Origin of the sequence: Cellulomonas soli (genome assembly GCF_052036975.1) — a bacterium.
Taxonomy (GTDB): domain Bacteria; phylum Actinomycetota; class Actinomycetes; order Actinomycetales; family Cellulomonadaceae; genus Cellulomonas; species Cellulomonas soli_A.
The window spans coordinates 222,799-247,215 of sequence record NZ_JBQIAR010000001.1; the positions used below are offsets into that span (position 1 = coordinate 222,799).

Consider the following 24,417-nt stretch of genomic DNA (forward strand, 5'->3'; position numbering starts at 1 on the left):
GTCAGCCCCAGACGAGCCCGCGGGCCGGGTCGGCCAGCACCGCGGCGACGTCGGCCAGCAGGCGTGAGCCGAGCTCACCGTCCACCAGGCGGTGGTCGAAGCTCAGGGCCAGCTGCGTGACGTGACGGACCTTGATCTTGCCCTTGTGCACCCACGGCTGCTCGCGGATCGCGCCGAAGGCGAGGATCGCCGCCTCCCCCGGGTTGAGGATCGGCGTACCGGTGTCGATGCCGAAGACCCCGACGTTCGTGATGGTGATCGTCCCGTCGGACATGTCCGTCGGCGAGGTCTTGCCGGCGCGGGCCGTCGCGGTCAGTCCCATGAGCGCCTGCGCCAGGTCCTTCATGCCGAGGCGGTGGGCGTCCTTGATGTTCGGGACGACGAGGCCGCGGGGCGTGGCCGCGGCGATGCCCAGGTTCACGTAGTGCTTGTAGACGATCTCCTGGCGGGCCTCGTCCCACGACGCGTTGATCTCCGGGTGCCGGCGCACCGCCAGCAGCAGGGCCTTGGCGGCGACCAGCAGCGGGGTGACGCGCACGTCGGCGAACTCGCGGTCGGCGCGCAACGTCTCGACGAGCTTCATGGTGCGCGTGACGTCGACCGTGTGGAACACGGTGACGTGCGGGGCGGTGAAGGCGCTGGCCACCATCGCCTCGGCGGTGCGCTTGCGCACGGACTTCACCGGGACGCGGGTCTGCCGGCCGTCGGCGGAGACGATGCCCGAGGCCAGCCACGGGTCGACGTCGCCCGGGTACGTGGCCAGGGTGCGGCCCTCGGCCTGCGCGGCCTGGGCGAGCACGTCCTCGCGGGTCACGATGCCGCCGGGGCCGGTCGGGCTCACCGAGTCCAGGTCGACGCCCATGTCGCGGGCGAGCTTGCGCACGGGCGGCTTGGCCAGCGCGTGCCGGGTCGCGGCGGTCACCGTGACGACGGTCTGCACCGGGGCGGGCGCGGGCGCGGCGGGGGCAGCGGCCGGCGCCGGGGCGGGGACGGGGGCGGCCGGGGTCGCGGCGTCCTGCGCGGACCGGCGGCGACGGGGGCCGTCCTGCTCGGCCAGCCCGTAGCCGACGAGCACGGCCTGGCGCTCGGTGGGCGGGGCAGCCTCGGGCGAGACGGCCCGCGCGGAGGCGATCTCGTCCGCGCCACCCGGCTCGACACCCACGTGCGTGGCCTCGCCGCCGTGGTGCCCGTGCGCGATGGCCCCCGCAGCGGGTGCGGGCGGCAGGGCCGGGGCCGGCTGGCCGTGCGGGTCGGTGTCGATCTCGATGATGGGCGTGCCGACGTCCACCGTGGTGCCCGTCTCGACGAGGATCCGCGAGACCACACCCGACCACGGGCTCGGCAGCTCGACCAGCGACTTCGCCGTCTCGATCTCCACGATCGTCTGGTTGACGGTGACGGTGTCGCCGACGGCCACGTGCCACTCGACGATCTCGGCCTCGGTCAGGCCCTCACCTGCGTCGGGGAGCGGGAACTGCTGGTACGTCGGCACGGGCTTCTCCTCGTCCGGGCGGTGGTGCGCGCGCGGGTCGTGGTCGGGGATCGGGGCGTCGGTGGTGGAGGGGTGCGTCAGAACGCGAGCGACCGGTCGATCGCGTCGAGCACTCGGTCCAGCCCGGGCAGGTACTCGTGCTCGAGCTTGGCGACGGGGTACGGCATGTGGAACCCGCCGACACGCAGCACGGGTGCCTCCAGGTGGAAGAAGCACTCCTCGGTGATCCGTGCGGCCACCTCGGCACCGGTGCCGTACAGCACGGGTGCCTCGTGGATCACGATGCACCGGCGGGTGCGGCGCACCGACTCGGCGATCGTCGCGGTGTCCAGCGGCGAGAGCGTGCGCAGGTCGACGACCTCGACGCTCGTGCCGTCGGCCGCAGCGGCCTCGGCGGCCTTGAGGGCGGTCGCCACCGTCGGCCCGTGCGCGACGAGCGTGACGTCGGTGCCCGAGCGGACCACGCGGGCCTTGTCCAGCCCGAGGCCGTCCGGCGAGTGCGGGTCGGCGAGCGGTGCGTCGAGGTCGACCTCGCCCTTGTCCCAGTAGCGACCCTTCGGCTCGAAGAACAGCACAGGGTCGGGCGAGGCGATGGCCTGCTGGATCATCGTGAACGCCTCGGCGGGCGTCGACGGGCTGACCACCCGCAGGCCGGCGGTGTGCGCGAACAGCACCTCGGGCGACTCCGAGTGGTGCTCCACGGCGCCGATGCCGCCGCCGAACGGCACCCGGATGACGACCGGCAGGGTCAGCCGCCCGCGCGAGCGGTAGTGCATCTTCGACAGCTGCGTGGTGATCTGGTCGAACGCCGGGAAGATGAACCCGTCGAACTGGATCTCCAGCACCGGGCGGTAGCCGCGCAGCGCCAGGCCGATCGCGGTGCCGACGATGCCGGACTCCGCCAGGGGTGTGTCGACGACCCGGTCGGCGCCGAAGTCGCGCTGCAGACCGTCGGTCACACGGAACACCCCGCCGAGCCGGCCGATGTCCTCGCCCATGAGCAGGGTCTTCTCGTCGCGCTCGAGCGCGCGGCGCAGACCCAGGTTGATGGCCTTGGCCATCGGCAGCTTCTGCACCCCGGTGAGCGGCTGCTCGACCTTGCGGGCGGGGGCCGCGGTCGGCTGCACGCCGCTGGTGGGCGTCTCGGTGGTCGTGGTCATCGGTGGCTCCCCTCGCCCGTGCCTGCGTCGAGGAACGAGGCCTCGTACTGCTCGAACCAGACCCGCTCGCTCTCGACCACCGAGTGCGGCGTGGCGTACACGTGCTCGAACATCGACGCGGTGCTCGGCCGTCCCATGGTGCGCACCGTGGTGCGGATGTGCTCGCCGAGCGCCTCGCCCTCGGCGTCCAGACCGGCCTGGAACTCGGGGGTCAGCGCGCCGCGCGCCTGCAGGTACGTGCGCAGGCGGTCGATCGGGTCGCGGCGGCGCCAGTGCTCCTCCTCCTCCGACGAGCGGTAGCGCGAGGGGTCGTCCGAGGTGGTGTGCGCGCCCATGCGGTAGGTGAACGCCTCGATGAACGTCGGGCCGCCGCCGCTGCGCGCCCGCTCGAGCGCCTGCGCGGTCACCGCGTACGTGGCCAGCACGTCGTTGCCGTCGACCCGCACCGAGGGGACGCCGAAGCCGGGGCCGCGGTCGGCCAGCGGCACACGCGCCTGGTGCGTCGTCGGCTCGGAGATCGCCCACTGGTTGTTCTGGCAGAACAGCACCACGGGTGCGTTGTTCACCGCGGCGAACACGAGTGCCTCGTTGACGTCGCCCTGCGCGGTCGCACCGTCACCGAAGTAGGCGACGACCGCGGTGTCACGCGTGGGGTCGCCCGTGCCGACGTCGCCGTCGCGCTGCACGCCCATCGCGTAGCCGGTGGCGTGCAGCGTGTGCGAGCCGATGACCAGCGTGTACAGGTGGAACCGGTGCGCCTCGGAGTCCCAGCCGCCGTGGTCCACACCGCGGAACAGGCGCAGCACGTCGGTCAGGTCGACCCCGCGCACGTGCGCGACGCCGTGCTCGCGGTACGAGGGGAACACGTGGTCCTGCGGGGCCATCGCGCGACCCGAGCCGACCTGGGCGGCCTCCTGGCCCAGCCCCTGCGCGAACAGGGCGAGCTCGCCCTGCCGCTGCAGGCTGGTCGCCTCGGTGTCGAACCGCCGCACGAGCACCATGTCGCGCAGCAGCCCGAGCAGGGCGTGGTCGTCGAGGTGGGCGACGTACCGGTCGTACTCGTGGTCGTGCAGTCGCTCACCGGTGTGGGTCAGCAGGCGCACGAGGCCGTCGTCGGTCAGCGGGCCGATCGGGCTCACGCAGTTCTCCTTCACGTGCGGCGGCGGGGTGCGCCGTGCCGGTGGGGCGTGCGGTTCCCGACGCCGTCGGGCCGAACCTACGTCAGCGTAGGCTACGGAACCGTAGGTTAGCGGCGCGCGACGACGACAAGCCTCCGGGCCGCCCGTTTGTGCGATCCCTACAGACACGATCAGCGGACCACGAACCGGGCCCCCCGGCCACCGGGGAGCCGTCGACGAGCATCCGACCCCGCCGCAGCGATCAGCGCCGGAAGCTCCCCGTGACCTCGAGCAGCAGGTCAGTGGCCTCCGGCTCGCCCACGCTCACACGCACGCCGTCGCCGTTGAACGGGCGGACCAGCACCCCGGCCCGCGTCGCATCGGCCGCGAACGACGAGGACTGGTCACCCAGCGGCAGCCAGACGAAGTTCGCCTGGCTGTCGGGCACCTCCCAGCCCTGCGCACGCAGACCGGCGAGCATCCGGACGCGCTCCGCGACGATCGCGTCCACCCGTGCCATCAGCTCGTCGACCGACCGCAACGAGACGAGCGCGGCGTGCTGCGCGAGCGAGCTCACACCGAACGGCGTCGAGGCCGACCGGATCCCCGCGACCAGGCGGGGGCGCGCCACGGCGTACCCGACCCGCAGGCCCGCCAGGCCGTACGCCTTGGAGAACGTGCGCAGCAGCACCACGTTCGGGTGCGCGGCCAGGGCGGCCAGCCCGTCGGCCGCCTGCGGGTCGCGGACGAACTCCACGTACGCCTCGTCGAGCACCACCAGCACGTCCTGCGGCACCGCGGCCAGGAAGGCGTCCAGCTCGTCGGCGTGCACCGCCGGGCCCGTCGGGTTGTTGGGGGTGCACACCAGCACCACGCGCGTGCGCGGGGTCACCGCGGCCGCGAGCGCCGGCAGGTCCAACCGGCCACCGGGCGCCAGCGGCACCTGCACGCCCACGGCACCGGCCAGGGTCACGGCGATCGGGTACGCCTCGAACGAGCGCCACGGCATGACGACCTCGTCGCCGGTCTCGCACACGGCGGCGAGCACGTGGGCGAGCACCGCGACCGAGCCGTTGCCCGTGACGACGTTGTCGGTGGCGACGCCGAGCGAGGACGCGATGGCCTCCGTCAGCTCGGTCGCATACATGTCGGGGTACCGGTTGACGTCCATGGCGGCGTCGGCGAGCGCGGCGACCACACCGGGCAGCGGCGGGTACGGGTTCTCGTTCGAGGAGAGCTTGAACGCCGCGGCGCCGATCGGGGCACGGGCCCCCGGCACGTACGGGGGCAGGTCGGCCAGGGCCTTGCGGAGGGGGACGCGCGTCACCGGGACAGCATGCCACCGCCCGCGGCAGCACCCGGATGGCAGGATCACCGCATGGGATTCGTCGTCCGTGTCATCGTCAACGGCATCGCCATCTGGTTCGCCACCCTGATCGTGCCCGGGCTGGAGATCGTCGGCTCGACCGGTGGCTGGAACACCGTGGGGGTCGTGCTGCTGATCGCCCTGGTCTTCGGGATCGTCAACGCGATCGTCAAGCCGATCGTGGCGCTGTTGTCCCTTCCGCTCTACGTGCTGACGCTGGGCCTGTTCACGTTGGTGGTCAACGCCCTGATGCTCATGCTCACGGCGTGGATCACGGAGCAGACGTCGTGGGGTCTGCGTGTCGACAACTTCGGCACCGCGGTGCTCGGCGGCCTGCTCATCTCGGTCGTCAGCCTGGTGCTCAGCACGCTCGTCGGTGACGGCGACCGTCACTGACCCGCCGTCCCTGACGAAGCCCGGCTCACCTCGTACTGGGTGGTGACGGCCGTGGTGCCCGCACCGCCCAGGACCGGCGCGGCGGCGTCCATGAAGCGCTGATAGCCCGGGTCGTCCCCGACGGCCTCGGGCAGCTCGCCGGCCGTCTCCACGTACCGTCGGACGTCGTGCGCCTCGATGGTCGACAGCGCCGGGTCGTCCCCGGTCGCGACCAGCCCGCGGGTGATCACGGTGAGCTGCGACGTGCCGTAGTCGGGGGTGCCGTCGGTCTGGGGCACCAGGTCCTCGGCGTGCCGCACGGCCAGCACCTGCACGCCGGGCGGGGGCGGCACGGGCAGGTCCGGCGACCCGACCGTGACGACGCTCGTGACCGCGAACGTGCCGACGGTCGCGGCGGCGACGTTCATGGCGACCATGCCGCCCTGGCTGTGCCCGGCCAGGAGCACGGGCTCGTCGGCGGCCACTCCTGCGTCACGCATGGCCTGGATCACCGCGGCCGTCATGTCGTCCGGCTGCTGCGCCATGAGCTGCAGGTTGGTCGACATGTCCGTCGGCACGTCGGCCGCGAACGAGCCGTCCTCCGTGCCGGGGATCTCGACGACCCACGAGCGTGTGCCGTCCGGGTGGTCGAGCTGCTGGACGGAGATCGTGGCCTCGCGCGTGCCGGGCAGCCCCGTGCCGCCCGGGCGCGCGTCGTAGCTGGCGGCCACATTGGCGACGACACCCTGCACGTCCTGCGGCACCGGCAGCTGCGGTGGGTCCGCACGCGCCACGAGCGACGCGTCACCGGGTGCGGGCAGGACGCCCAGGGCGGCGGCCGCACCTGAGGGAACCGGCCTGAGCGTGGGCACCTGCGTGCCCGGCGGCAGCGAGCGGGCGGCACTGGCGAACATGGTCACCAGGGCCTGCGTGCCGCCCGCCTCGGTGAACACCGCGGAGCCGCGACTGGCCGCGCGGCCCAGCAGGGTGGTCAGCGGGCCGCCGCCGTTCGCCGTCTCCCGCAGCAGCCCGGTCGCCGAGGCTCCGACCAGGACGATCGTGCCGAGTCCGGCGGCGGCCGTGACGAGGCCTCCGACGGCGAGACCGGGGTGCTCGCCGATCCACCAGCCGACCCCGGCGGCCAGCACCCGCACGCGCCGCTCCACGCAGGACTCGGCGTCCACGTACACGGTGGCCGCGCGCACGAGGGCGTCGGCCAGGCGACCCAGCTCGTCCCGCAGAGCGCCCGCCGACCCGGGTCCGTCGGCGGCCGCGCGGACCGCCAGGTGGGCGGCCCTGGCCTCCGGTCGCCCCGCCATCAGCGCGACCGCGGTGACCCCGCGGACCCGTCGGAGGTCGGCGTCCACGGAGTCGAGCACGTCGACGGTCCGACGGAGCGCGGCTGCCGCAGCGGTCATGTCCTCGACCTCGGCGAGGGTCGGGCCGCGACCGCCGAGCACCGTGTAGCCCGGTGCGACCCCCGTCCGGTCCGCATCACCCACGGCAGGCACCCAGGACGTCGGACGCGGAGGAGGTCGTCGGCGCGGACCCGCCGGTGAACGCCGTCGCCTGCGCCTGGGCCACGTCGAACGCGGCGACGGGCCGGACGGCCGCCTCGACCGCCGCCCGCAGGGACGCGAGCCCGACCAGGGCGTCGGCGATCGAGGAGTGGTACGAGTCCGCGGCGTCGCCCTGCCACCGGAGCTGCTGGGCGACGTGGACGCGACGGGACGTGACCGCCAGGTCGTCGAGGGCGCGCCGCAGCACGGGTTCAAGCCGGTCGTGAGCCATGCGAGGACGCTAGGGAGCGACGGGCGACCGCGTCCCCGGGTCGTCCTGACGCGGTGAGCACGACCGTCGGGCACGCGGCTGTGGTCGGCTCACGTCCGGCACGTCATTCCTCCTGGTCGGTCCGCGCCCGCCTCGGCAGCACCGCGACCAGCACGACCCCCGCCAGCACGAGAGCGCCCACGCGCACCGGGTCTCCCAGGCGCGGACCGTCGCCGACCAGCCCGACGAGCACGACCGCGACCTGCGCTCCCGCCTGGGCGGCCACCGCCTCACGCCACCCGCCCAGCACTGCCGCGAGCTCGACGCGCGTCCGCACCCCGGTGCGCGCCGCGACCGCGGACGTCCACAGCACCAGGTGCACGAGCAGCACGAGGGCCGCCGTCGCCGGCCAGCCCGGCGGGTCGCCGGCCACCACCCGCAGCCCGACGGTCAGCACCACGAGGGCCGCCACACCCGTGGCGGGCCGCACCACCAGCACGATCAGCAGCACGACGAGCACCGCGAACGTGACCGGACCCGGGCGCGAGCCGGGGCCTGAGATCGCCACCACGAAGGCCAGCGCCGCCCACACCCCCGCCAGCAGCCGGACGACCAGGCCGGGCGCCGACGGCCCCAGACGCAGGTCGACGGCGCGCGCCTCGGCCGAGCGCCCCGGCCACCCGATCACGTCGCCACCCCTGCCCCTGGACGACGCCTGCCCCGGCGGGCCAGTGCGGTCAGCTGCAGACCCGGCACGTCGCGCCACGCGACGACCTCGACGTCGAGGTCCGCCAGGCCGGCCAGGCGGTCCTCGCGGGCCAGCAGCACCAGCCGGGTCGCGAGGTGCTCACGGTCGGACAACCCGCGGCGCCGCACGGTCGGCAGCACGTCGACCGCGACCACGCGGTGCCCCGACCGCCTCCAGTGCGCCGCGGCGGCGGCCGCCTCGTCGTCCAGGAACGTCGACAGCACCACGACGAGCGCGCCGGACGGCACCTGCGGGGCGCGGACGCGGGTCGTCGGCTCGCCCGCGGGGTGCGCCACGGCCAGTGCGTGCCGCACCCGGTCGAGCTGGCGGCGCCCACCGCCGGGCGGCAGGGGCCGGCGACGCACCCCCAGGTCGTCCAGACCCACCCGGTCGCCGAGCGCGAGGTAGCGCTGCGCGAGCGTCGCCGCGGCCGTCCGGGCCAGGTCGAGCGACGTCGGGTCCTGCGGGCGCGGCAGCCGCTCCCCCCGCCACGTGCGCGGGTCGGGGCCGACGTCGTCGCGGGAGTCCACCACGAGCAGCACGACGGCCTCGGCGAGCGCGTGCTCGCGCCGCACGTACAGCTCGTGCAGGTCGGGGGCTCGCCGGGCGGTGACCCGCCAGTCGATGCGCCGCAGGCGGTCGCCGGCCGTGTACGGGTGCACGTCGCGCAGCCCGCCGCCCTCGCCCGGTCGCCGCGACTCGTGACCGCCGGTCAGCCCGCGCAGGCGCTGCGGCAACGGCACCTCGCCCAGGGATGCGGGGGCGGGCAGCACCAGCACGGACCGGGTGCACACGTCGGTCGGCTGCGAGACGGTCGTCGCCCCGGCGCCGACGCCCTGCGCGTCGACCGTGGCGATCTCCTGCGGTCCGGTGCGCACCGTCCGCAGCGTCAGGGACAGCCGACGCTCGGACCGGACGGCGACGAGCACCTCGTCGACCGGACGCCCTCCACGACGCACGCGCAGCAGGGCCGCCGTCGCACCGGCCGGGACCCGCAGCCGCACCGCGGCGGCCACCGCACCGGGCAGGCCGGTCTCCGCCGGGCCTCCGCCCGCCGAGCCGTCCGTCGACCCGTCGACCGATCCGTCCGTCGACCGCGAGAGCTCGACGGTGACCGCGCCGTGCGGCGTCCGCGACCGCTGCCACACCCCGGCGATCAGCGGCGCAGCACCCAGCAGCGCGACGTCCGGTCGGCCCGCCAGCGCACCGGCCACCAGCAGCAACGCCCCGGCCAGCAGTGCGGCGTCGCCGGCGCGCGCACGCGACCAGGCACCGTCGGGCGTCGGCGGGCGCGGCTCCCCGCCGGGCAGGTGCGTCACCGTGCGGCGCGGGCCGTGGTCGGGCCAGGGACGCTGGCGAGCACGCCGCGGACGACTCCCTGGGGGGCGAGCCCCGTGGCCCAGGCCTGCGGGGTCAGCGACAGGCGGTGGGCCAGGGTCGCGACGCCGACGGCCTTGACGTCGTCCGGTGTGACGACGTCCCGCCCGCGCAGCACCGCGAGCGCGCGGGCCACGAGCACGAGCGCCTGGGAGCCGCGCGGCGAGGCGCCGACCTCGACGGACGGGTGCTGCCGGGTGGCTGCCGCGAGGTCGACGCAGTACGCCAGCACGTCCGGGTCGACCGGCACCTCCTCGACGCCGGCCTGCATCGCGAGCAGCGTGGCCGCGTCGACCACCTGGTCCACGTCCGCCTGCTCCTGCCGGCGGTCCAGTCGGCGGCTGAGCACGTCGACCTCGGCGGCGCGTTCGGGGTAGCCGACGGCGAGTCGCACCATGAACCGGTCGAGCTGCGCCTCGGGCAGCGGGTACGTGCCCTCGTACTCGACGGGGTTCGACGTGGCGACCACGTGGAACGGCCGCGTGAGCGGGTAGGTGCGCCCGTCGACGGTGACCTGCCGCTCGGCCATGGCCTCGAGCAGCGCGGACTGCGTCTTCGGGGCGGTGCGGTTGATCTCGTCGGCCAGCAGCAGACCGGTGAACACGGGACCGGGCCGGAACGTGAAGCTCGCGGTCGCCGGGTCGAACACGCTGGACCCGGTCAGGTCGGAGGGCAGCAGGTCCGGGGTGCACTGCACGCGCCGGAAGTCGAGACCGAGGGCGTGGGCGAGGCTGCGCGCGGCCAGGGTCTTGCCGAGCCCCGGCACGTCCTCGAACAGCACGTGCCCGCCGGCGAGCACGGCGGCGAGGGCGACCTCGAGCGGCTCGCGCATGCCGACGACGACGGTGCCGACCTCGTCGAGCACGGCCCGGCCGAGGGCGGCGACCTGCTCGACGTCCAGCGGGTCGACGGGCGGCGCGGCGACGGTCGCGGCGGTGTGCGGCGCGGCGGGTCCGCCGGCAGTGGGGTCGGTCGGGGTCATCGGGCGGGCCTCTCGCTGGTGGGACCGGTCGGGCCGGCTGCGGGCTCGTGCGCGGCGCCGGTGTCGGTGTGGGTGCCGGCAGGGCGGCTGCCGAGCCGTTCGAGCGCGTCGAGGGTGTGGCGGACGTCGGCGACCGAGGGCAGGGGTGCGACGGTGCGGTGCAGGGTGCGGTGCGCCCGCGCGCCGAGCAGCGCTCGCACGGTGTCGTCGTCCGCGGGGTCGTCGAGCCGGACCCCGTGCCGGGCGAGCCGCACCGCGGCCGCGCGACGCAGCGTGCGCAGCGGACGTTCGCCGATGCGCCCGTCGCGTCCGATCATGGCCCACACGAGCTCCTGCACCTCACCGCGGGCGCCTTCACGTGGCGAGGTCGGCACGGGCTCGGGCACCACGTCGGGGCCCGCCCCGACCCGTTCGGCGGCGAGCACCAGGAGCGCGGCGACGACACCGATGACGACCGCCGAGGACGCCTCGACCCCGACTGCGCCTGCCGCGCCACCGACGACGAGCCCGACGACGGCGGGTCGCCAGCCGGCCCTGGACAACTCACGCGCGGTCATGCGTCCTCCGGGGCGTCGGCCCGTTCGCGCAGCCCGTCGGCCAGGCGTGCCAGGTCGGCGCGGGCGCGCACGACGTCCTCGGTCGTCACGGGACGTGAGCCGTACCTCGCCCGGTGGTAGAGCCCGAGCAGGTCACGGACCGCCGCGGGGTCGGCGTGGGTCGCGTCGAGCACCTGCACGGTCAGCTCCCCGGCGGTCTGCGCAGGTTCGCGCACCACGCCGACACGCGCCGAGGCCTCCTCGAGCGCCATCCACGCGGCGACGACCGCATCGCCGGGCGGCACGTCGTCGACAAGGGCGCGGCGCGCACGGTGCACGGCGTCGCGCAGCACGGGGACCTCGAGGTCGTCGGCGTCGACGACCTCGCCGGGTCCGCCCTCGTCGGGCGTGGGGTCGCGGTCGGCGACCAGGTAGGGCCGCAGCCGGCGGCCGGCCGCAGCGAGCAGCACGACGAGCACCACGACGGCGATGGCGGTGAGCACCGCCCTGACCCAGCCAGGGAGCTCGGGCGGCACGTCGACCTCGACGGGCGGCTCCCCCTGCTCGGCGGGCACCGACGGTTCCACGTCGACCGGCAGCTCGATGGTCGCGGCGGGCGCTCCGAGGTCCCGTACGCCCACACGCCAAGGTCCGGCGAGGGTGGCACCGAGCACCACGAGCGCGACGAGCAGCGCCACGACGAGCACCCGGGCCACCCGCCGGGTGGCTGCGGTGCTGGTCACAGCCTGCTCACGGGCTGGTGCCGTCGTCCGTCACGACCCTCCTCAGGCGACCGCGCACCGGGTGACGCGGCTGGTCCGCCAGGCTACCGACGACGGCCCGTGCCGGCGGACACCCCGGCCGGAGGGGCGCCCGTGCGAGATGATGGGCGCCATGACGTCCCCCGTGCGCGTGCCCCTGGCCGACGTGTTCCCCCCGATCGCCCTCGGTCCGCTCGACGGCCGGTACCGCGCGGCCGTGGCGCCGCTGGTGGACCACCTCTCGGAGGCCGCGCTCAACCGCATGCGGGTCCACGTCGAGGTCGAGTGGCTCATCCACCTGACCTCGCACCACGTGGTGCCGGGTGCCCCGGTGCTCTCGCAGGAGGAGCGCGCGTACCTGCGGGCGGTCGTCGAGACGTTCGGCCCGGACGAGATCGCCGAGCTGGCCGAGATCGAGCGCACCACGGTGCACGACGTGAAGGCCGTCGAGTACTTCCTCAAGCGCCGCCTGGCCTCCGCGCCCGCCGTGCTCGGTGAGGACACCGTGCTGGCGGGCGTCGGCGAGCTCGTGCACTTCGCCTGCACCAGCGAGGACATCAACAACCTGTCGTACGCGCTGATGGTCCGCGGTGCGGTGCGCGAGGTGTGGCTGCCGGCCGCCACCGAGCTGGCCGACCAGGTCGCCGCGATGGCGCACGAGCACGCGCAGCAGCCGATGCTCGCCCTCACGCACGGGCAGCCGGCCACCCCGACCACCCTCGGCAAGGAGCTGGCGGTGCTGGCGTACCGGCTGCGTCGCCAGCTGGCACGGATCGCCGGCGACGAGTTCCTCGGCAAGATCAACGGCGCCACCGGCACGTTCGGCGCACACGTCGTGGCGGTGCCCGGCGCCGACTGGCCGACGGTCTCGCGCACGTTCGTCGAGCACCTCGGCCTGACGTGGAACCCCCTGACCACGCAGATCGAGTCGCACGACTGGCAGGCCGAGCTGTACGCCGACGTCGCCCGGTACAACCGGGTGCTGCACAACCTGGCCACCGACGTGTGGACGTACATCTCGCGCGGGGTGTTCATCCAGGTCCCGGTGGCCGGCGCCACGGGCTCCTCGACCATGCCGCACAAGGTCAACCCGATCCGGTTCGAGAACGCCGAGGCGAACCTCGAGATGTCGTGCGCGCTGCTCGACACCCTGTCGGCCACGCTCGTCACGAGCCGCCTGCAGCGCGACCTGACGGACTCCACCACGCAGCGCAACATCGGCCCGGCGTTCGGCCACTCGATGCTGGCCATCGACAACGTGCGCCGCGGCCTGGCAGCCCTGAACGTCGACGCGGCGATGCTGGCGCGCGAGCTGGACGAGAACTGGGAGGTGCTCGGCGAGCCCGTGCAGTCGGCCATGCGGGCGGCGGCCGTCGCCGGTGTCACCGGCATGGAGAACCCCTACGAGCGCCTCAAGGAGCTGACCCGGGGGCGCCGCCTGACGGCCGACGACATGCGCACGTTCATCGACGGCCTGGGCCTGCCGGAGGACGTCGCCGACCGCCTGCGGGCGCTGACCCCGGCCGGCTACACCGGCATCGCCGCGGAGCTGGTGGACCACCTGGAGGGCTGAGCCCGGGCCCGCCGCACGGGCCTTCGGTGAGATTGCGACATTTCGGCCTGCCCAACTTCTGGACATTCGCCCTGCTGGGGCTGCAGAATCATGACCGATCCGTCTGGATCGTCCGATTCCCCCGCAGTCCCTCAGCAGTCTCCACCGCAGGATGGGAGCGCTCACGTGTCTCCCTCCGTTGACCGGGCAAGGATGCCAACGTGACGCTCATGCAGAAGGCGATCACGCCGTCGCTCACCCGCGCGATCCTCACCGCGGGCCACGACCGCGTGGCCGGGTACGTGGTGCGGGCCGAGGACGTCGCCTTCGCCACGACGCCGTCCCAGTTGTTCGAGGTGCACGGCCTGGGCTACCCCGGCTCGCCGTTCAGCCCGTTCGACCGCTCGATCGACCTGCTGCGCTTCCACTCCTCACCGCAGCTGCAGTACCGCGACGTGCCGGGCTACATCGTGCCGTTGTGGTGGCTGCGCCACTCCCGCATCCCCCCGGGCGCCGAGCTCGTGCGGGTGTTCGCCGACGGCTCGCAGGTGCTGCTCGCGCAGTACGTGGACGTCGGCACGGGCTGGGTCGTCGGGCAGTTCGGCGCACCCCAGCCGGCACTCGCGTCGCTGTCGCGCTGCGTGGGTCCGGTGGCCAAGTGGCACGGCGGGTACCTCGAGGCCGATGTCGTCGACAACGGGCACACGGTGGTCCTCGCGCTGGCCAACCCGCCGCTCGCGGACACCGGGTTCCAGCTGTCGCCGACGGGCCGCTGGTTCCGTCGGGTCGCCCGCGAGGAGGTGACCGAGCTGTTCGAGCTCGACCTCACCGCGCGGTGGAACGGTCTGAGCGTGCGGGTCGTCGACCAGTGGCAGGACGCGCAGCGCTACGTGGTGGCGCGCATCTCGCACCTCGGTGACGACATCGAGCGTGCCGAGCGGCTGCAGCTGGAGCAGGTCGAGGCCGGCGTGTACGAGGCGATCGTGTACGCCGCCGAGCTCACCGACATCCAGACCAACCAGGTGGTTCCCCACACCTGGGCACCGGGGCCGTCGGCCGCGCAGGCACCTGCGTACCCGCAGGACGCGTCCTGGGCGACCACCTGATCACGTCTCCACCCTCGGTCGGGCCTGCGGCTTGACCCCACGAACTGCCGGGCCTGGTTCCCTCCCCCCCGAACCAGGCCCGGCACTTGTGTGTCCGGGGCTGTGCATCTGGGGCTGCGAGTCCGGGGCCTGCCCGGTGGGCGCGACGCACCTGCCCGCCACGGGCTGCCGTCGTGGGCCGCCTCAGACCGCCGGGGCGTCCCGCCGCGGGGCCTCGGGCACCGGGACCTGCGAGAGCTCCGCCAACGCCACCGCGTACGCGATCGCGTCACCGGCACGTGCCGCCTCACGGGCCCGCACCGTCGGCCCGTGCAGCCGCGACCGGGTGCGCCGCCGCAGGGCACGCTCGGCCGCCTCGTCCCGCTGGTCCTCGGGCAGCCGGCTCAGCAGCGTCTCGAGGGCGCCGAGCACCCGGGTGCGCGCGGCAACCAGCACCGCGTCCCACTCGCGCACCCGACGGTCACCCTCGAACTCCTCGGCCGCGGCGGCCACCACCTGGTGCGCGTCCTGCACGGCGGCGTGCTCGGCGGGCGCATGCTCGGCGACGGTCTGCAGCCCCACCAGGCGCACGCCGGGCAGGTCGCGCACCCCGGGGTCCACGTCGTGCGTGAGCGCCAGGTCGATCACGGTCAGCGGGCAGCAGGTCCCCGTGCGGACGGCCGCGAGCGCGTCGACCTCGAGCACCGCCCCGGACGCACCGCTGCACGCCACGACCAGGTCGATGTCGGCGAGCTCGGCGTGCAGGTCGGCACCGGCGGGTACCGCACGGACCCCGCGGGCGGCGGCGAACTGCCCTGCCCGGCCGCTCGGGGAGTAGACGCGGACGTCGGAGCACCCGCGGGCCTTGAGGGCGGCCAGGCTCGCGCCGGCGTAGGAGCCGGTGCCGATGAGCACGCAGCGGACCTCGGGCCAGGCAGGCAGGCCCGGTTCGGCGAGGTCGAGCGCGACTCCGACGACGGAGCGTCCGGCGGCGCCCAGGCCGGTGCGGGCCTCGACGGCGCGCGAGGTGCGGGACGCCGCCTGGAACAGGGCCTCGAGCCCGGAGGTGGTCGTGCCGTCACGTCGGGCGCCGGTCAGGGCGCGGCGGACCTGCCCGGCGATCTCCCGTTCGCCGACGACCATGGAGTCGAGACCGCTGGCCACGGCGAACAGGTGGCGGCTGGCCTCCGTGCCGGTGAGGGCCTGCAGGTGGGTGACGACCTGGGTGGTGGTGTAACCGGAGCGGGCCGCCACGGTCTGCGCGGCAGCGGCCGTCGCGAGGGGGGCGTGCTCGATGTCGTCGACGTCGAGGTACAGCTCGAACCGGTTGCAGGTCGCCAGGACGACCGCACCCGTCACGTACCCGGTGGCCGCCACGAGCTCGCGGCCGACGGCGTGCACGTCATGCTGGAGTCGCTCCAGCACACCGAGGTCGAGGTCGTGGTGGCTGGCGACGAGACTCAGCAGCACCACGGGGCGATTGAATCATCCCTGGAAAAGTCCGGCACAATCGCAGGGTGAATCTGCCCTCCGCGCACCCGCTGGTCGACGGCCGCACGACTCATTCGCCTCTGGTCGAGGCGTATTCCGGGCGACGCGGCAGCAGGCGCCCGGTGTGGTTCATGCGGCAGGCGGGCCGGTCGTTGCCGGAGTACCGCGCGGCACGCGAGGGCACGGCGATGCTCGACGCGTGCCTGGACCCGGCACTGTCGTCGGAGATCACGCTGCAGCCCGTGCGCCGGCACGACGTGGACGCCGCGATCTTCTTCTCGGACATCGTGGTGCCGCTGCGGCTCGCCGGGGTGGACGTCGAGATCCGGCCGGGCGTGGGCCCGGTGATGGGTTCGGCGGTCCGCACGGCGGACGACGTCGCCCGGCTGCGTGACCTGGGTCCGTTGACCCCGGAGCAGCTGGCACCGGTCGCCGAGGGTGTGGCCCGCACGGTGGCGGCGCTGGGCTCGACGCCGCTCATCGGCTTCGCGGGTGCGCCGTTCACGCTGGCCGCGTACCTGGTGGAGGGCGGTCCGTCGCGTGACCACCTGGCTGCCCGCGCGCTGATGCACGCCGACCCGGACACGTGGGTCGCGTTGACGCAGTGGGCGGCGGACGTGACGGGGGCGTTCCTGCGGGCGCAGGTGCTCGCCGGGGCGAGCGCCGCGCAGCTGTTCGACTCGTGGGCGGGGTCGTTGGGCCTGGCGGACTACACGGCGCACGTGGCTCCGGCCTCGGCCCGGGCGCTGTCGCACGTCGCCGACCTGGCCGCCGAGGGTGTGCGCACGGTCCACTTCGGGACGGGCACCAGCGAGCTGCTGGTGGCGATGCGTGACGTGGGGGCCGACGTGATCGGCGTGGACTACCGGTTGCCGCTGGACGAGGCGAACCGTCGGCTGGGTGGGCGCACGCCGCTGCAGGGCAACATCGACCCGGCGCTGCTGGCCGCACCGTGGCCGGTGCTCGAGGCGCACGTGCGCGACGTGGTGGCGCGGGGGTCGCAGGCGCCCGGTCACGTGGTGAACCTCGGTCACGGTGTCCCGCCGACGACGGACCCCGACGTGCTGACCCGCGTCGCCGCCCTCGTGCACGAGATCTGATCGTGGCCGCTCCGAGCCGGCAGGACCGGCCCCGCCCCGAGACCACGTCCGACGACGAGCAGTGGGGGGCGGTGGTGGTCGGCGGCGGTGTCGCGGGCCTGGTCGCCGCCCGGGAGCTGGTGCACGCGGGCGTGCCGACGCTCGTGCTGGAAGGCCGCGACGTGGCCGGTGGCGCGGTCCGCGGGCACGAGGTCGCCGGTGTCCGGCTGGACGCGGGTGCGGAGTCGTTCGCGACCCGTGGCGGCACGGTCGCCGCGCTGCTCGACGAGCTCGGGCTGGGTGGTTCGTTGTGCGTGCCGCAGACCGTGGGGTCGTGGGTGCACCTGCCCGGCAAGGACGGGCCGCTGCCGCGGACGGGCGTGCTGGGGATCCCGGCCCGTCCGTGGGCGGCGGACGTGCGCGCCACGCTGGGCCTGGGTGGCGCGCTGCGCGCGTCGCTGGACCTGGTGCTGCCGCCGTTCGTGGGCCGTGACGCCACGACGCTGGGCGCACTGGTGACCGCGCGGATGGGGCGTCGGGTGGTCGACCGCCTGGTGCACCCGATCGTGGGTGGTGTGCATGCGGCCGACCCGGACGACCTGGCGGTCGAGGCGGTGTCCCCGGGCCTGCCGGCGGCCCGTGCGGCGGCGCACGGGTCGTTGGCGCGAGGGGTGGCCGCCCTGCGGGCGACGGCGCCGGCGGGTGCGGCGGTGCAGGGGGTCGACGGGGGCATGTTCCGCCTGGTGGACGCCCTGGTCGCGGATGTCGAGGCGCACGGCGGGCAGGTGCGCACCCGGTCGCGCGTCCGTGGCCTGGCTTCGCTCGAGGACGGTGGGGTGCGGGTCCTGCTGGACGGTGGGGCTGCTCGGACGTCCCGTCTGGTGCTGGCCACCCCGGCGGCGGGCGAGCTGCTGCAGGGTGCGCACATGGCGGACCTGGCCGAGGTGCGGCCCGATGACGGTGCACGCGTGACCTTGGTGACGCTGGTGTTGGAGGCTCCCGGGCTGGATGCGGCTCCGCGGGGCACGGGTGTGCTGGTGGCGCCGGGCGCGACCGATGTGGAGGCCAAGGCGATCACGCACGGGACGGCGAAGTGGGCGTGGCTGCGGCGTGAGGTGCCGGACGGGCAGCACGTGGTGCGGTTGTCGTACGGGCGGGCCGGCGCGGACAACCGGCAGGCTGCGGGTGGTCGTGGGGACGGCGAGCAGAGTCCGTTGGCGCTGCCGGTGCGCGAGGGTGACGATGCTGCGCTGGTCCGGCAGGCGGTGCGGGACGCCTCGGTGCTGCTGGGGGTGCCGTTGGGGTCGGAGCAGGTGGTCGGGACCGCGGTGGTGCGGTGGACCCAGGCACTCCCTCGGCCGTCGGCGGCGCACCGGGAGGCGGTCGCGTCGGTGCGGGCGGCGGTCGCGGGGCTGCCCGGTGTGGCGGTGTGCGGCGCGTGGGCGGACGGGAACGGTCTGGCGTCGGTGGTGCCGGCGGCGCGGGCTGCTGCCCGTTCGCTGCTCGTCTGAGGGTGCCGGTGTGCGGCACCGGCTGCGGGAGTCGGGCTGCGCGCATTCTGACATTTCGTCAGGACGGGGTCTCACAATGACGTCGGCGGTCAGCAGGAATGGTCTCCGCGGCACTTTCTGACGAGCTGTCACCTGCGTTCCCGATTGTCGGCCGGCACACCTGTCCCCGCGCCTTCCGAGCCGGGTTACCGAGCGCTTTTCGACTTCCCCGCCGACGCAGGGGACACTGGGCCGCATGCCCCAGCACGTGCGTGTCGGCACCCGCGCGAGCGCCCTCGCCCTGACGCAGACCGGCCATGTGGTCGACGCCCTCGCGGCGTGGGCCAGCACCGACGGCCTCGACGTCGAGACCGTGCGCGTGCGCACCGACGGCGACCGGCTCACCGGCTCGCTGGCGAGCCTCGGCGGCACCGGGGTGTTCGTCACGGCACTGCGTGACGCGCTCCTCGACGGCCGCTGCGACGTGGCCGTGCACTCACTCAAGGACCTGCCGACCGGCCACGCGGACGGGCTCGTGCTCGGTGCGGTACCGGCCCGCGAGAACCCTGCCGACGCACTGTGCGCCCGCGACGGCCTCACCCTCGAGACGCTGCCGCCCGGTGCACGGGTCGGCACCGGATCTCCCCGGCGCGCCGCCCAGCTGCTCGCCGCCCGCCCCGACCTGGACGTGGTGGACATCCGCGGGAACGTCGACACGCGGCTGCGACGCGTGGCACCCGGCGACCTCGACGCCGTGGTGCTCGCCCGCGCAGGGCTCGCCCGGCTCGGTCGGCTCGACGCGATCACGCAGACGTTCGACGCCACCCTCATGGCACCGGCGCCCGGGCAGGGTGCCCTGGCCGTCGAGGTCCGCCGCGCCGACGCCGAGGGGCCCGCCCCGCTGGCCCGCGCCCTGCGCGGCCTCGACCACCGGCCCACACGGCTCGCGGTGACCGCCGAACGCGCACTGCTCGCGCGGCTCGAGGCAGGCTGCGCCGCCCCCGTCGGCGCCCTCGCGCGGCTCGACGACGAGTCCACGCTGCACCTGGACGCCGTGGTGGCCCGCACCGACGGCACCCGGGTGCTGCGCCGCGCCGCCACCGCCGCACTCGACGACCCGCTCGACCCGGCACGCGATCCCGCCGCTGCGGAGCAGCGCGCCGCCGACCTGGGGCGGGCACTGGCCGAGGAGCTGCTCAGCGCCGGCGCCGCCGACCTGGCCGACCTGGGTGCACGCCGATGACACCCACCGCCCGCACCGGCCGCGGACCGCTCGACGGTCTGCGGGTGCTCGTCCCCCGACCCACCGCGGGCACCAGCCCGGCCGTCGTGGCCCTCGCCGCCGCCGGAGCGCAGGCCGTGGTCGTCCCCCTCATCGAGACCGTCCTGCCGGACGACCCGACCGAGCTCGACGACACCCTGCTGGCCCTCGGCGCCGGCTGGTACACGTGGCTGGTGCTCACCAGCGCCGCCGCGGTCCCGGTGCTGGTGGACCGCGCGACGGAGGTCGATGCGCCCCTGCCCGAGCTGGTCGCCCGCACCGGCACGAGGGTCGCCGCCGTGGGCCCCGGCACGGCCCGGGCCCTGCGGGAGGCCGGGGTGCCCGTCGACGTGGTGCCCACGGTCGGTTCGACCGCCCTGCGCCTGCTCGGCGCCCTGCCCGAGGGGCCCGGCCGGATCCTGTTCCCCCGGGGCGACCTCGCCTCGGCCACCCTCGCCGCGGGGCTGCGGGAGCGCGCCTGGGAGGTCGACGACGTCATCGCGTACCGCACCGTGCCGGCGGCACCTCCCCCGGCCGACGTGGTCGAGGACTGGCGGGCCGGGCGTATCGACGCCGCCCTGCTGACGTCGGCCTCGACCGTGCGTGAGCTGGCCGCCCACCTGGGCGCACCGCCCGCCGGGACGCTGCTGGTGTGCATCGGCCCGTCCACCGCCGCCGAGGCCCACCGCCTCGGGTTGCCGGTGGCCGCGGTGGCCGCCGAGCAGACCATGCTCGGCCTGGTCGGCGCACTGACGGACGCCCACGCCGCCGCGCACACCCCCAGCAGCCCGCGGGAGTCCCCCCACGAGTCACCGACCGCGTCACCCGAGGAGACCGTGTGACCAACCCCGACCACGCCCAGCGTCCTGACCTGTCGCCCGTCGGGCGGGTCCGCCCGCGCCGTCTGCGTGCCACGCCCGCCGTCCGTCGGCTCGTCGCGCAGACGCGTCTGCACCCTGCCGAGCTCGTGCTGCCGGTCTTCGTCCGCGAGGGCCTGACCGAGCCGCGGCCGATCGCGTCCATGCCGGGCGTCGTGCAGCACACGCGCGACAGCCTGCGGCGCGCGGCGGCCGCGGCGGCCGAGGTCGGCCTCGGTGGCGTCATGCTCTTCGGCGTCCCGCAGGTCCGCGACGCGACCGGCACGCAGGCCACCGACCCGGCGGGCATCCTCAACCTGGCCATCGCGGACGTGGTGGCCGAGGTGGGTGACGCGCTCGTGGTGCAGGCGGACCTGTGCCTCGACGAGTTCACCGACCACGGTCACTGCGGGGTCCTCACACCCGGCGGTGCGGTCGACAACGACGCGACGCTGGTCCGGTACGCCGACATGGCGCTCGCCCAGGCGGCCGCCGGCGCCCACCTGGTCGGGCTCAGCGGCATGATGGACGGCCAGGTCGGGGTGGTGCGGGACGCCCTCGACGACGCCGGTCACCTGGACGTCGCGGTCCTCGCGTACGCCGCCAAGTACGCGTCGGCGTTCTACGGCCCGTTCCGGGACGCCGTCGAGTCGACGCTGCAGGGCGACCGCCGGACGTACCAGATGGACCCCGCCAACCGACGCGAGGCACTGCGTGAGGTGGCGATCGACATCGCCGAAGGGGCCGACGTCGTCATGGTGAAGCCGGCCATGTCGTACCTCGACGTGCTGGCCGACGTCGCGGCCGTGTCGTCCGTCCCGATTTCCGCCTACCAGGTCTCGGGCGAGTACGCGATGATCGAGGCCGCCGCGGCGGCAGGGTGGATCGACCGGCGCCGCGCGATCGAGGAGTCCGTGGTCGGTATCCGGCGTGCCGGTGCCGACCACGTCCTCACCTACTGGGCGACGGAGCTGGCCGGCTGGCTGGCAGAGGAGAAGCGATGAGTGAGCTCGGGTCCGGCACCATGGATGGGCGGACGACGACCAGCGAGGACGCGTTCCGGCAGGCGCAGGCGGTGATCCCCGGGGGCGTGAACTCCCCCGTGCGCGCCTTCGGCTCGGTGGGTGGCACCCCCCGGTTCCTGCAGTCCGCGCTCGGGGCGTACGTCACGGACGTCGAGGGCCACGAGTACGTCGACCTGGTGGGCTCGTGGGGTCCGGCACTGCTGGGCCACGGGCACCCCGTGGTGCTCGACGCCGTGCACGAGGCCGTCTCGCGCGGGCTCGGCTTCGGTGCGCCCACGGTCACCGAGGGTGAGCTCGCCGAGGAGATCCGTCGGCGCGTGCCCGCCGCACACCGTGTGCGACTGGTGTCCACGGGCACCGAGGCGACGATGACGGCGCTGCGGCTGGCCCGCGCGTTCACCGGTCGTGACCTCGTGGTGAAGTTCGCCGGCTGCTACCACGGGCACGTCGACTCGCTGCTGGTGGCGGCCGGTTCCGGTGTGGCCACGCTCGCGCTGCCCGGTTCGGCCGGGGTGAGCGCCGCGGTGGCCGCCGAGACGATCGTGCTGCCGTACAACGACCTGGATGCCGTGGCTGCCGCGTTCGCCGAGCACGGCGAGCGGATCGCGGCCGTGATCACCGAGGCCGCGCCGGCCAACATGGGTGTGGTGCCTCCGCTGCCCGGGTTCAACGGCGAGGTCCGTCGGATCGCGCACGAGCACGGCGCCCTGTTCGTGCAGGACGAGGTGCTGACCGGGTTCCGGGTCGGCCCGGCCGGCTGGTGGGGCTTCGAGGGGCAGAGCGAAGGCTGGGAGCCCGACCTGCTGACCTTCGGCAAGGTCATCGGCGGCGGTCTTCCCGTGGCGGCCGTCGCCGGTCGCGTGGACCTCATGGAGCAGCTCGCGCCGCTCGGACCCGTCTACCAGGCGGGAACCCTGTCCGGGAACCCGGTGGCGACCGCGGCCGGTCTGGCCACGCTGCGCCTTGCCGACGACGCCGTGTACGCCCGGGTCGACGCCGCCTCGGCCCAGCTGCGCTCGGCCGTCTCGCAGGCGCTGGCTGCCGCGAGCGTGCCGCACGCGATCCAGTGGGCGGGCAGCCTGTTCAGCATCATGTTCGGCGCGGAGGCTGCCCAGCAGGGTGCCCGTGACTACGCCTCGGTGCAGGCCACCGAGTCGTGGCGGTACGCACCGTTCTTCCACACGCTGCTCGAGTCGGGGGTCTCCGCGCCGCCGTCGGCGTTCGAGGCGTGGTTCGTCTCGGCCGCGCACGACGACGAGGCGATCGACCGGATCGTCGACGCGCTGCCGGCCGCAGCTGCGGCGGCCGCCTCGGCCCAGGCACCGCAGGACTGACGGACGGACCCGCGTCGCTCCCCTGGCCTCAGGCCGGGCCGAGCGGCGCGGGTGGCCCGTCGGCGCGGTCGGCGGCGCCGCCCGGGTGCGGCTCCTTGAGCTCGACGAAGAACGCGTGGGTCGGGCTCGTGCCGACGTTCTCCCCGACGTGCTCCTGCTCGGCGAGCCACCGCACCTGTCCGGGCTCCAGCTCGACCTCCACCGCCCGCTCGCCGGAGGTGATGCGCCGACGGAACCCGGTGGCCGTCACCATCACGGAGTCCGGGTGCCGGTGCGGGTGCGTCCGCGCACCCGGCACGTCGCGGTACTCCAGGACGCGCACCCGGTCGTTCTCCAGCACGACCCGGTAGTGCTCGGGGTCGGTGACCGTCGGGTCGTCAGGGGCGTGCGGACCGGTGGGTGCCATGGTCGCCTCGCTCTGCTGGGTCACGCGCGACCGGCCGACCGCGGTAGGGCCAGTGTGGGCGTGGTCCGCGGGACCCGCGAGGGATGGCCGCACGGCCCTCGGCCGTGGTGTCAGGAGTGCGATCCGGCGACGGGGGAACGCTGCACGGCCGCAGCCTCCGTCGCGCCGACACCGACCGGCTCCGCGATGCCGCCCGCACCGGCGGGCACCTCGTCGACCCTGGTCCGGTCCGCGCCGACGGCCTGCAGCACCGCCTTCTCGGCGCGGTGGGCGCGCACGGACCACGTGACGGCGGCGGCCCAGACCACGGCGATGGCCCCGAGCACGAGCCCTTCGGTGGCGGTGTCGGCCTGCCCGAGCCAGTCGGAGCGCAGGAGCGTGCGGGTGTTGGTGAGCACGATGACCCCGCCGACGGCGGAACCGAGCACGCGCGGCGGCACGTGCCGCACGAGCCACGCGGCCAGCGGTGCGGCGACCAGACCACCGAGCAGCAACGCGAGCCCCCAGGTGGGGTCGATCCCCTGCGAGCCGAGCGAGAACAGGAACCCGAGGCTGGCGGCCAGGGCGACGAGGAACTCGCTGGTGTCGATCGACCCGATGACCTTGCGGGGCTCGAGCCGACCGGACGCGAGCAGTGCGGGTGTGCCGACGGGGCCCCAGCCGCCGCCCCCGGTGGCGTCGACGAACCCGGCGACGAGCCCGAGGGGGCCGAGGAACCGCTTGCGCAGGGGCTGGCCGAGGCGGTCGGTGCGCAGCCCGCGGACGGTGAACCGGACCAGCAGGTACACGCCGAGGGCCAGCAGGATGAGCGACATGACGGGCTTGGCCGCGTCGGTCGACAGGCGGGAGAGCACGGTCGCGCCGGCGAACGCGCCGACGGCTCCGGGGACCCCGACGCGGATGACGACCTTCCAGTCGACGTTGCCGAAGCGCCAGTGGGCCAGCCCGGAGGCGAGCGTGGTGCCGATCTCGGCGAGGTGCACGGTGGCGGAGGCCGCCGCGGGGTTGGTGCCGATGGCCAGCAGCAGGGTGGCGGACGTGACGCCGTAGGCCATGCCGAGGGCACCGTCGACGAGCTGGGCGCCGAGGCCGACGAGGGCCAGCAGGACGAGTGCGCGCACGATGACCACCTGGGACCGGGTGCCGCGACCG

The 24,417-nt window shown here is 75.0% G+C and carries 23 protein-coding genes; 9 read left to right on the plus strand and 14 right to left on the minus strand.

Translation table 11 applies throughout. The features are described from left to right. Position 1: 1 nt before the first annotated feature. From ACTHAM_RS01025 to hisC, 4 genes are all read right to left on the minus strand, one after another. Entirely contained in the window at positions 2-1,492 is a 1,491-nt protein-coding gene (locus tag ACTHAM_RS01025) for a dihydrolipoamide acetyltransferase family protein (RefSeq protein ID WP_440683860.1), read from the minus strand. A 77-nt stretch (positions 1,493-1,569) separates the two neighbouring features. Beyond that, positions 1,570-2,652, minus strand: coding sequence for an alpha-ketoacid dehydrogenase subunit beta (locus tag ACTHAM_RS01030; RefSeq protein ID WP_440683862.1), 1,083 nt, complete (start codon positions 2,650-2,652; stop codon positions 1,570-1,572). Next, complete coding sequence (gene pdhA, locus ACTHAM_RS01035) at positions 2,649-3,806, minus strand: pyruvate dehydrogenase (acetyl-transferring) E1 component subunit alpha (RefSeq protein ID WP_440683864.1); 1,158 nt, start codon at positions 3,804-3,806, stop codon at positions 2,649-2,651. The genes ACTHAM_RS01030 and pdhA overlap by 4 nt, the downstream gene beginning before the upstream one ends. Positions 3,807-4,032: 226 nt before the next feature. Then, a complete protein-coding gene (gene hisC, locus ACTHAM_RS01040) occupies positions 4,033-5,097 on the minus strand; it encodes a histidinol-phosphate transaminase (protein ID WP_440683866.1) in 1,065 nt (354 codons plus the stop codon). A gap of 51 nt (positions 5,098-5,148) precedes the next feature. On the opposite strand from hisC, the gene ACTHAM_RS01045 reads away from it, so the two are divergent. Next, positions 5,149-5,532: a phage holin family protein gene (locus ACTHAM_RS01045; RefSeq protein ID WP_440683868.1), complete on the plus strand. Its 384-nt coding sequence runs from the start codon at positions 5,149-5,151 to the stop codon at positions 5,530-5,532. Here the strand turns inward: ACTHAM_RS01045 and ACTHAM_RS01050 are convergent. From ACTHAM_RS01050 to ACTHAM_RS01080, 7 genes are all read right to left on the minus strand, one after another. Beyond that, complete coding sequence (locus ACTHAM_RS01050) at positions 5,526-7,013, minus strand: hypothetical protein (protein WP_440683870.1); 1,488 nt, start codon at positions 7,011-7,013, stop codon at positions 5,526-5,528. The genes ACTHAM_RS01045 and ACTHAM_RS01050 overlap by 7 nt on opposite strands. Then, the gene (locus ACTHAM_RS01055; protein WP_440683872.1) at positions 7,006-7,302 is read right to left on the minus strand and encodes a hypothetical protein; all 297 of its coding nucleotides are present in this window, start codon (positions 7,300-7,302) and stop codon (positions 7,006-7,008) included. The genes ACTHAM_RS01050 and ACTHAM_RS01055 overlap by 8 nt, the downstream gene beginning before the upstream one ends. A 103-nt stretch (positions 7,303-7,405) precedes the next feature. Further along, the gene (locus tag ACTHAM_RS01060) at positions 7,406-7,969 is read right to left on the minus strand and encodes a hypothetical protein (protein ID WP_440683874.1); all 564 of its coding nucleotides are present in this window, start codon (positions 7,967-7,969) and stop codon (positions 7,406-7,408) included. Beyond that, entirely contained in the window at positions 7,966-9,348 is a 1,383-nt protein-coding gene (locus tag ACTHAM_RS01065; protein WP_440683875.1) for a DUF58 domain-containing protein, read from the minus strand. Before ACTHAM_RS01065 ends, ACTHAM_RS01060 begins: the two co-directional genes overlap by 4 nt. Continuing rightward, complete coding sequence (locus ACTHAM_RS01070; RefSeq protein ID WP_440683877.1) at positions 9,345-10,388, minus strand: AAA family ATPase; 1,044 nt, start codon at positions 10,386-10,388, stop codon at positions 9,345-9,347. Before ACTHAM_RS01070 ends, ACTHAM_RS01065 begins: the two co-directional genes overlap by 4 nt. Beyond that, entirely contained in the window at positions 10,385-10,945 is a 561-nt protein-coding gene (locus ACTHAM_RS01075) for a hypothetical protein (RefSeq protein ID WP_440683879.1), read from the minus strand. Before ACTHAM_RS01075 ends, ACTHAM_RS01070 begins: the two co-directional genes overlap by 4 nt. Next, positions 10,942-11,667, minus strand: coding sequence for a DUF4129 domain-containing protein (locus ACTHAM_RS01080; protein ID WP_440683881.1), 726 nt, complete (start codon positions 11,665-11,667; stop codon positions 10,942-10,944). Before ACTHAM_RS01080 ends, ACTHAM_RS01075 begins: the two co-directional genes overlap by 4 nt. Before the next feature lie 151 nt (positions 11,668-11,818). Between ACTHAM_RS01080 and purB the strand changes: the two genes are divergently transcribed. Both purB and ACTHAM_RS01090 read left to right on the plus strand, forming a co-directional pair. Beyond that, entirely contained in the window at positions 11,819-13,258 is a 1,440-nt protein-coding gene (gene purB, locus ACTHAM_RS01085; protein WP_440683883.1) for an adenylosuccinate lyase, read from the plus strand. Positions 13,259-13,467: 209 nt separating this feature from the next. Further along, complete coding sequence (locus tag ACTHAM_RS01090) at positions 13,468-14,343, plus strand: hypothetical protein (protein WP_440684179.1); 876 nt, start codon at positions 13,468-13,470, stop codon at positions 14,341-14,343. A gap of 183 nt (positions 14,344-14,526) precedes the next feature. On the opposite strand, the gene ACTHAM_RS01095 is transcribed toward ACTHAM_RS01090, so the two are convergent. Then, positions 14,527-15,795 carry a glutamyl-tRNA reductase gene (locus tag ACTHAM_RS01095; protein ID WP_440683885.1) on the minus strand — a complete coding sequence of 423 codons (1,269 nt, stop codon included), beginning with the start codon at positions 15,793-15,795 and terminating at the stop codon, positions 14,527-14,529. 44 nt (positions 15,796-15,839) lie between these two features. On the opposite strand from ACTHAM_RS01095, the gene hemE reads away from it, so the two are divergent. The 6 genes from hemE (at position 15,840) to hemL (ending at position 22,859) form a co-directional block, all read left to right on the plus strand. Further along, positions 15,840-16,913 (plus strand): uroporphyrinogen decarboxylase, encoded by a 1,074-nt coding sequence (hemE, locus tag ACTHAM_RS01100; RefSeq protein WP_440683887.1) that lies wholly within the window; start codon positions 15,840-15,842, stop codon positions 16,911-16,913. A 2-nt stretch (positions 16,914-16,915) separates the two neighbouring features. After that, on the plus strand, positions 16,916-18,403 hold the full coding sequence (locus tag ACTHAM_RS01105; RefSeq protein WP_440683889.1) for a protoporphyrinogen/coproporphyrinogen oxidase: 1,488 nt from the start codon (positions 16,916-16,918) through the stop codon (positions 18,401-18,403). A gap of 235 nt (positions 18,404-18,638) precedes the next feature. After that, positions 18,639-19,625, plus strand: coding sequence for a hydroxymethylbilane synthase (hemC, locus tag ACTHAM_RS01110; RefSeq protein WP_440683891.1), 987 nt, complete (start codon positions 18,639-18,641; stop codon positions 19,623-19,625). Then, complete coding sequence (locus tag ACTHAM_RS01115) at positions 19,622-20,485, plus strand: uroporphyrinogen-III synthase (protein ID WP_440683893.1); 864 nt, start codon at positions 19,622-19,624, stop codon at positions 20,483-20,485. Before hemC ends, ACTHAM_RS01115 begins: the two co-directional genes overlap by 4 nt. Further along, the gene (hemB, locus tag ACTHAM_RS01120; protein ID WP_440683895.1) at positions 20,482-21,504 is read left to right on the plus strand and encodes a porphobilinogen synthase; all 1,023 of its coding nucleotides are present in this window, start codon (positions 20,482-20,484) and stop codon (positions 21,502-21,504) included. The genes ACTHAM_RS01115 and hemB overlap by 4 nt, the downstream gene beginning before the upstream one ends. A gap of 20 nt (positions 21,505-21,524) precedes the next feature. Further along, positions 21,525-22,859 (plus strand): glutamate-1-semialdehyde 2,1-aminomutase, encoded by a 1,335-nt coding sequence (gene hemL, locus ACTHAM_RS01125; protein WP_440684180.1) that lies wholly within the window; start codon positions 21,525-21,527, stop codon positions 22,857-22,859. A gap of 28 nt (positions 22,860-22,887) precedes the next feature. On the opposite strand, the gene ACTHAM_RS01130 is transcribed toward hemL, so the two are convergent. Beyond that, positions 22,888-23,289: a cytoplasmic protein gene (locus ACTHAM_RS01130; protein WP_440683897.1), complete on the minus strand. Its 402-nt coding sequence runs from the start codon at positions 23,287-23,289 to the stop codon at positions 22,888-22,890. An 86-nt stretch (positions 23,290-23,375) separates the two neighbouring features. Next, positions 23,376-24,386: a sulfite exporter TauE/SafE family protein gene (locus ACTHAM_RS01135; RefSeq protein WP_440683899.1), complete on the minus strand. Its 1,011-nt coding sequence runs from the start codon at positions 24,384-24,386 to the stop codon at positions 23,376-23,378. Positions 24,387-24,417: the final 31 nt, after the last annotated feature.

Bases quoted from the DNA above. Each gene is read 5' to 3' on its own strand.
- ACTHAM_RS01030 (WP_440683862.1), bottom strand. From the start codon at position 2,652: ATGACCACGACCACCGAGACGCCCACCAGCGGCGTGCAGCCGACCGCG.
- ACTHAM_RS01045 (WP_440683868.1), top strand. From the start codon at position 5,149: ATGGGATTCGTCGTCCGTGTCATCGTCAACGGCATCGCCATCTGGTTC.
- ACTHAM_RS01055 (WP_440683872.1), bottom strand. From the start codon at position 7,302: ATGGCTCACGACCGGCTTGAACCCGTGCTGCGGCGCGCCCTCGACGAC.
- ACTHAM_RS01070 (WP_440683877.1), bottom strand. From the start codon at position 10,388: ATGACCCCGACCGACCCCACTGCCGGCGGACCCGCCGCGCCGCACACC.
- ACTHAM_RS01075 (WP_440683879.1), bottom strand. From the start codon at position 10,945: ATGACCGCGCGTGAGTTGTCCAGGGCCGGCTGGCGACCCGCCGTCGTC.
- purB (WP_440683883.1), top strand. From the start codon at position 11,819: ATGACGTCCCCCGTGCGCGTGCCCCTGGCCGACGTGTTCCCCCCGATC.
- ACTHAM_RS01090 (WP_440684179.1), top strand. From the start codon at position 13,468: ATGCAGAAGGCGATCACGCCGTCGCTCACCCGCGCGATCCTCACCGCG.
- hemC (WP_440683891.1), top strand. From the start codon at position 18,639: ATGCCCCAGCACGTGCGTGTCGGCACCCGCGCGAGCGCCCTCGCCCTG.
- ACTHAM_RS01115 (WP_440683893.1), top strand. From the start codon at position 19,622: ATGACACCCACCGCCCGCACCGGCCGCGGACCGCTCGACGGTCTGCGG.
- hemL (WP_440684180.1), top strand. From the start codon at position 21,525: ATGGATGGGCGGACGACGACCAGCGAGGACGCGTTCCGGCAGGCGCAG.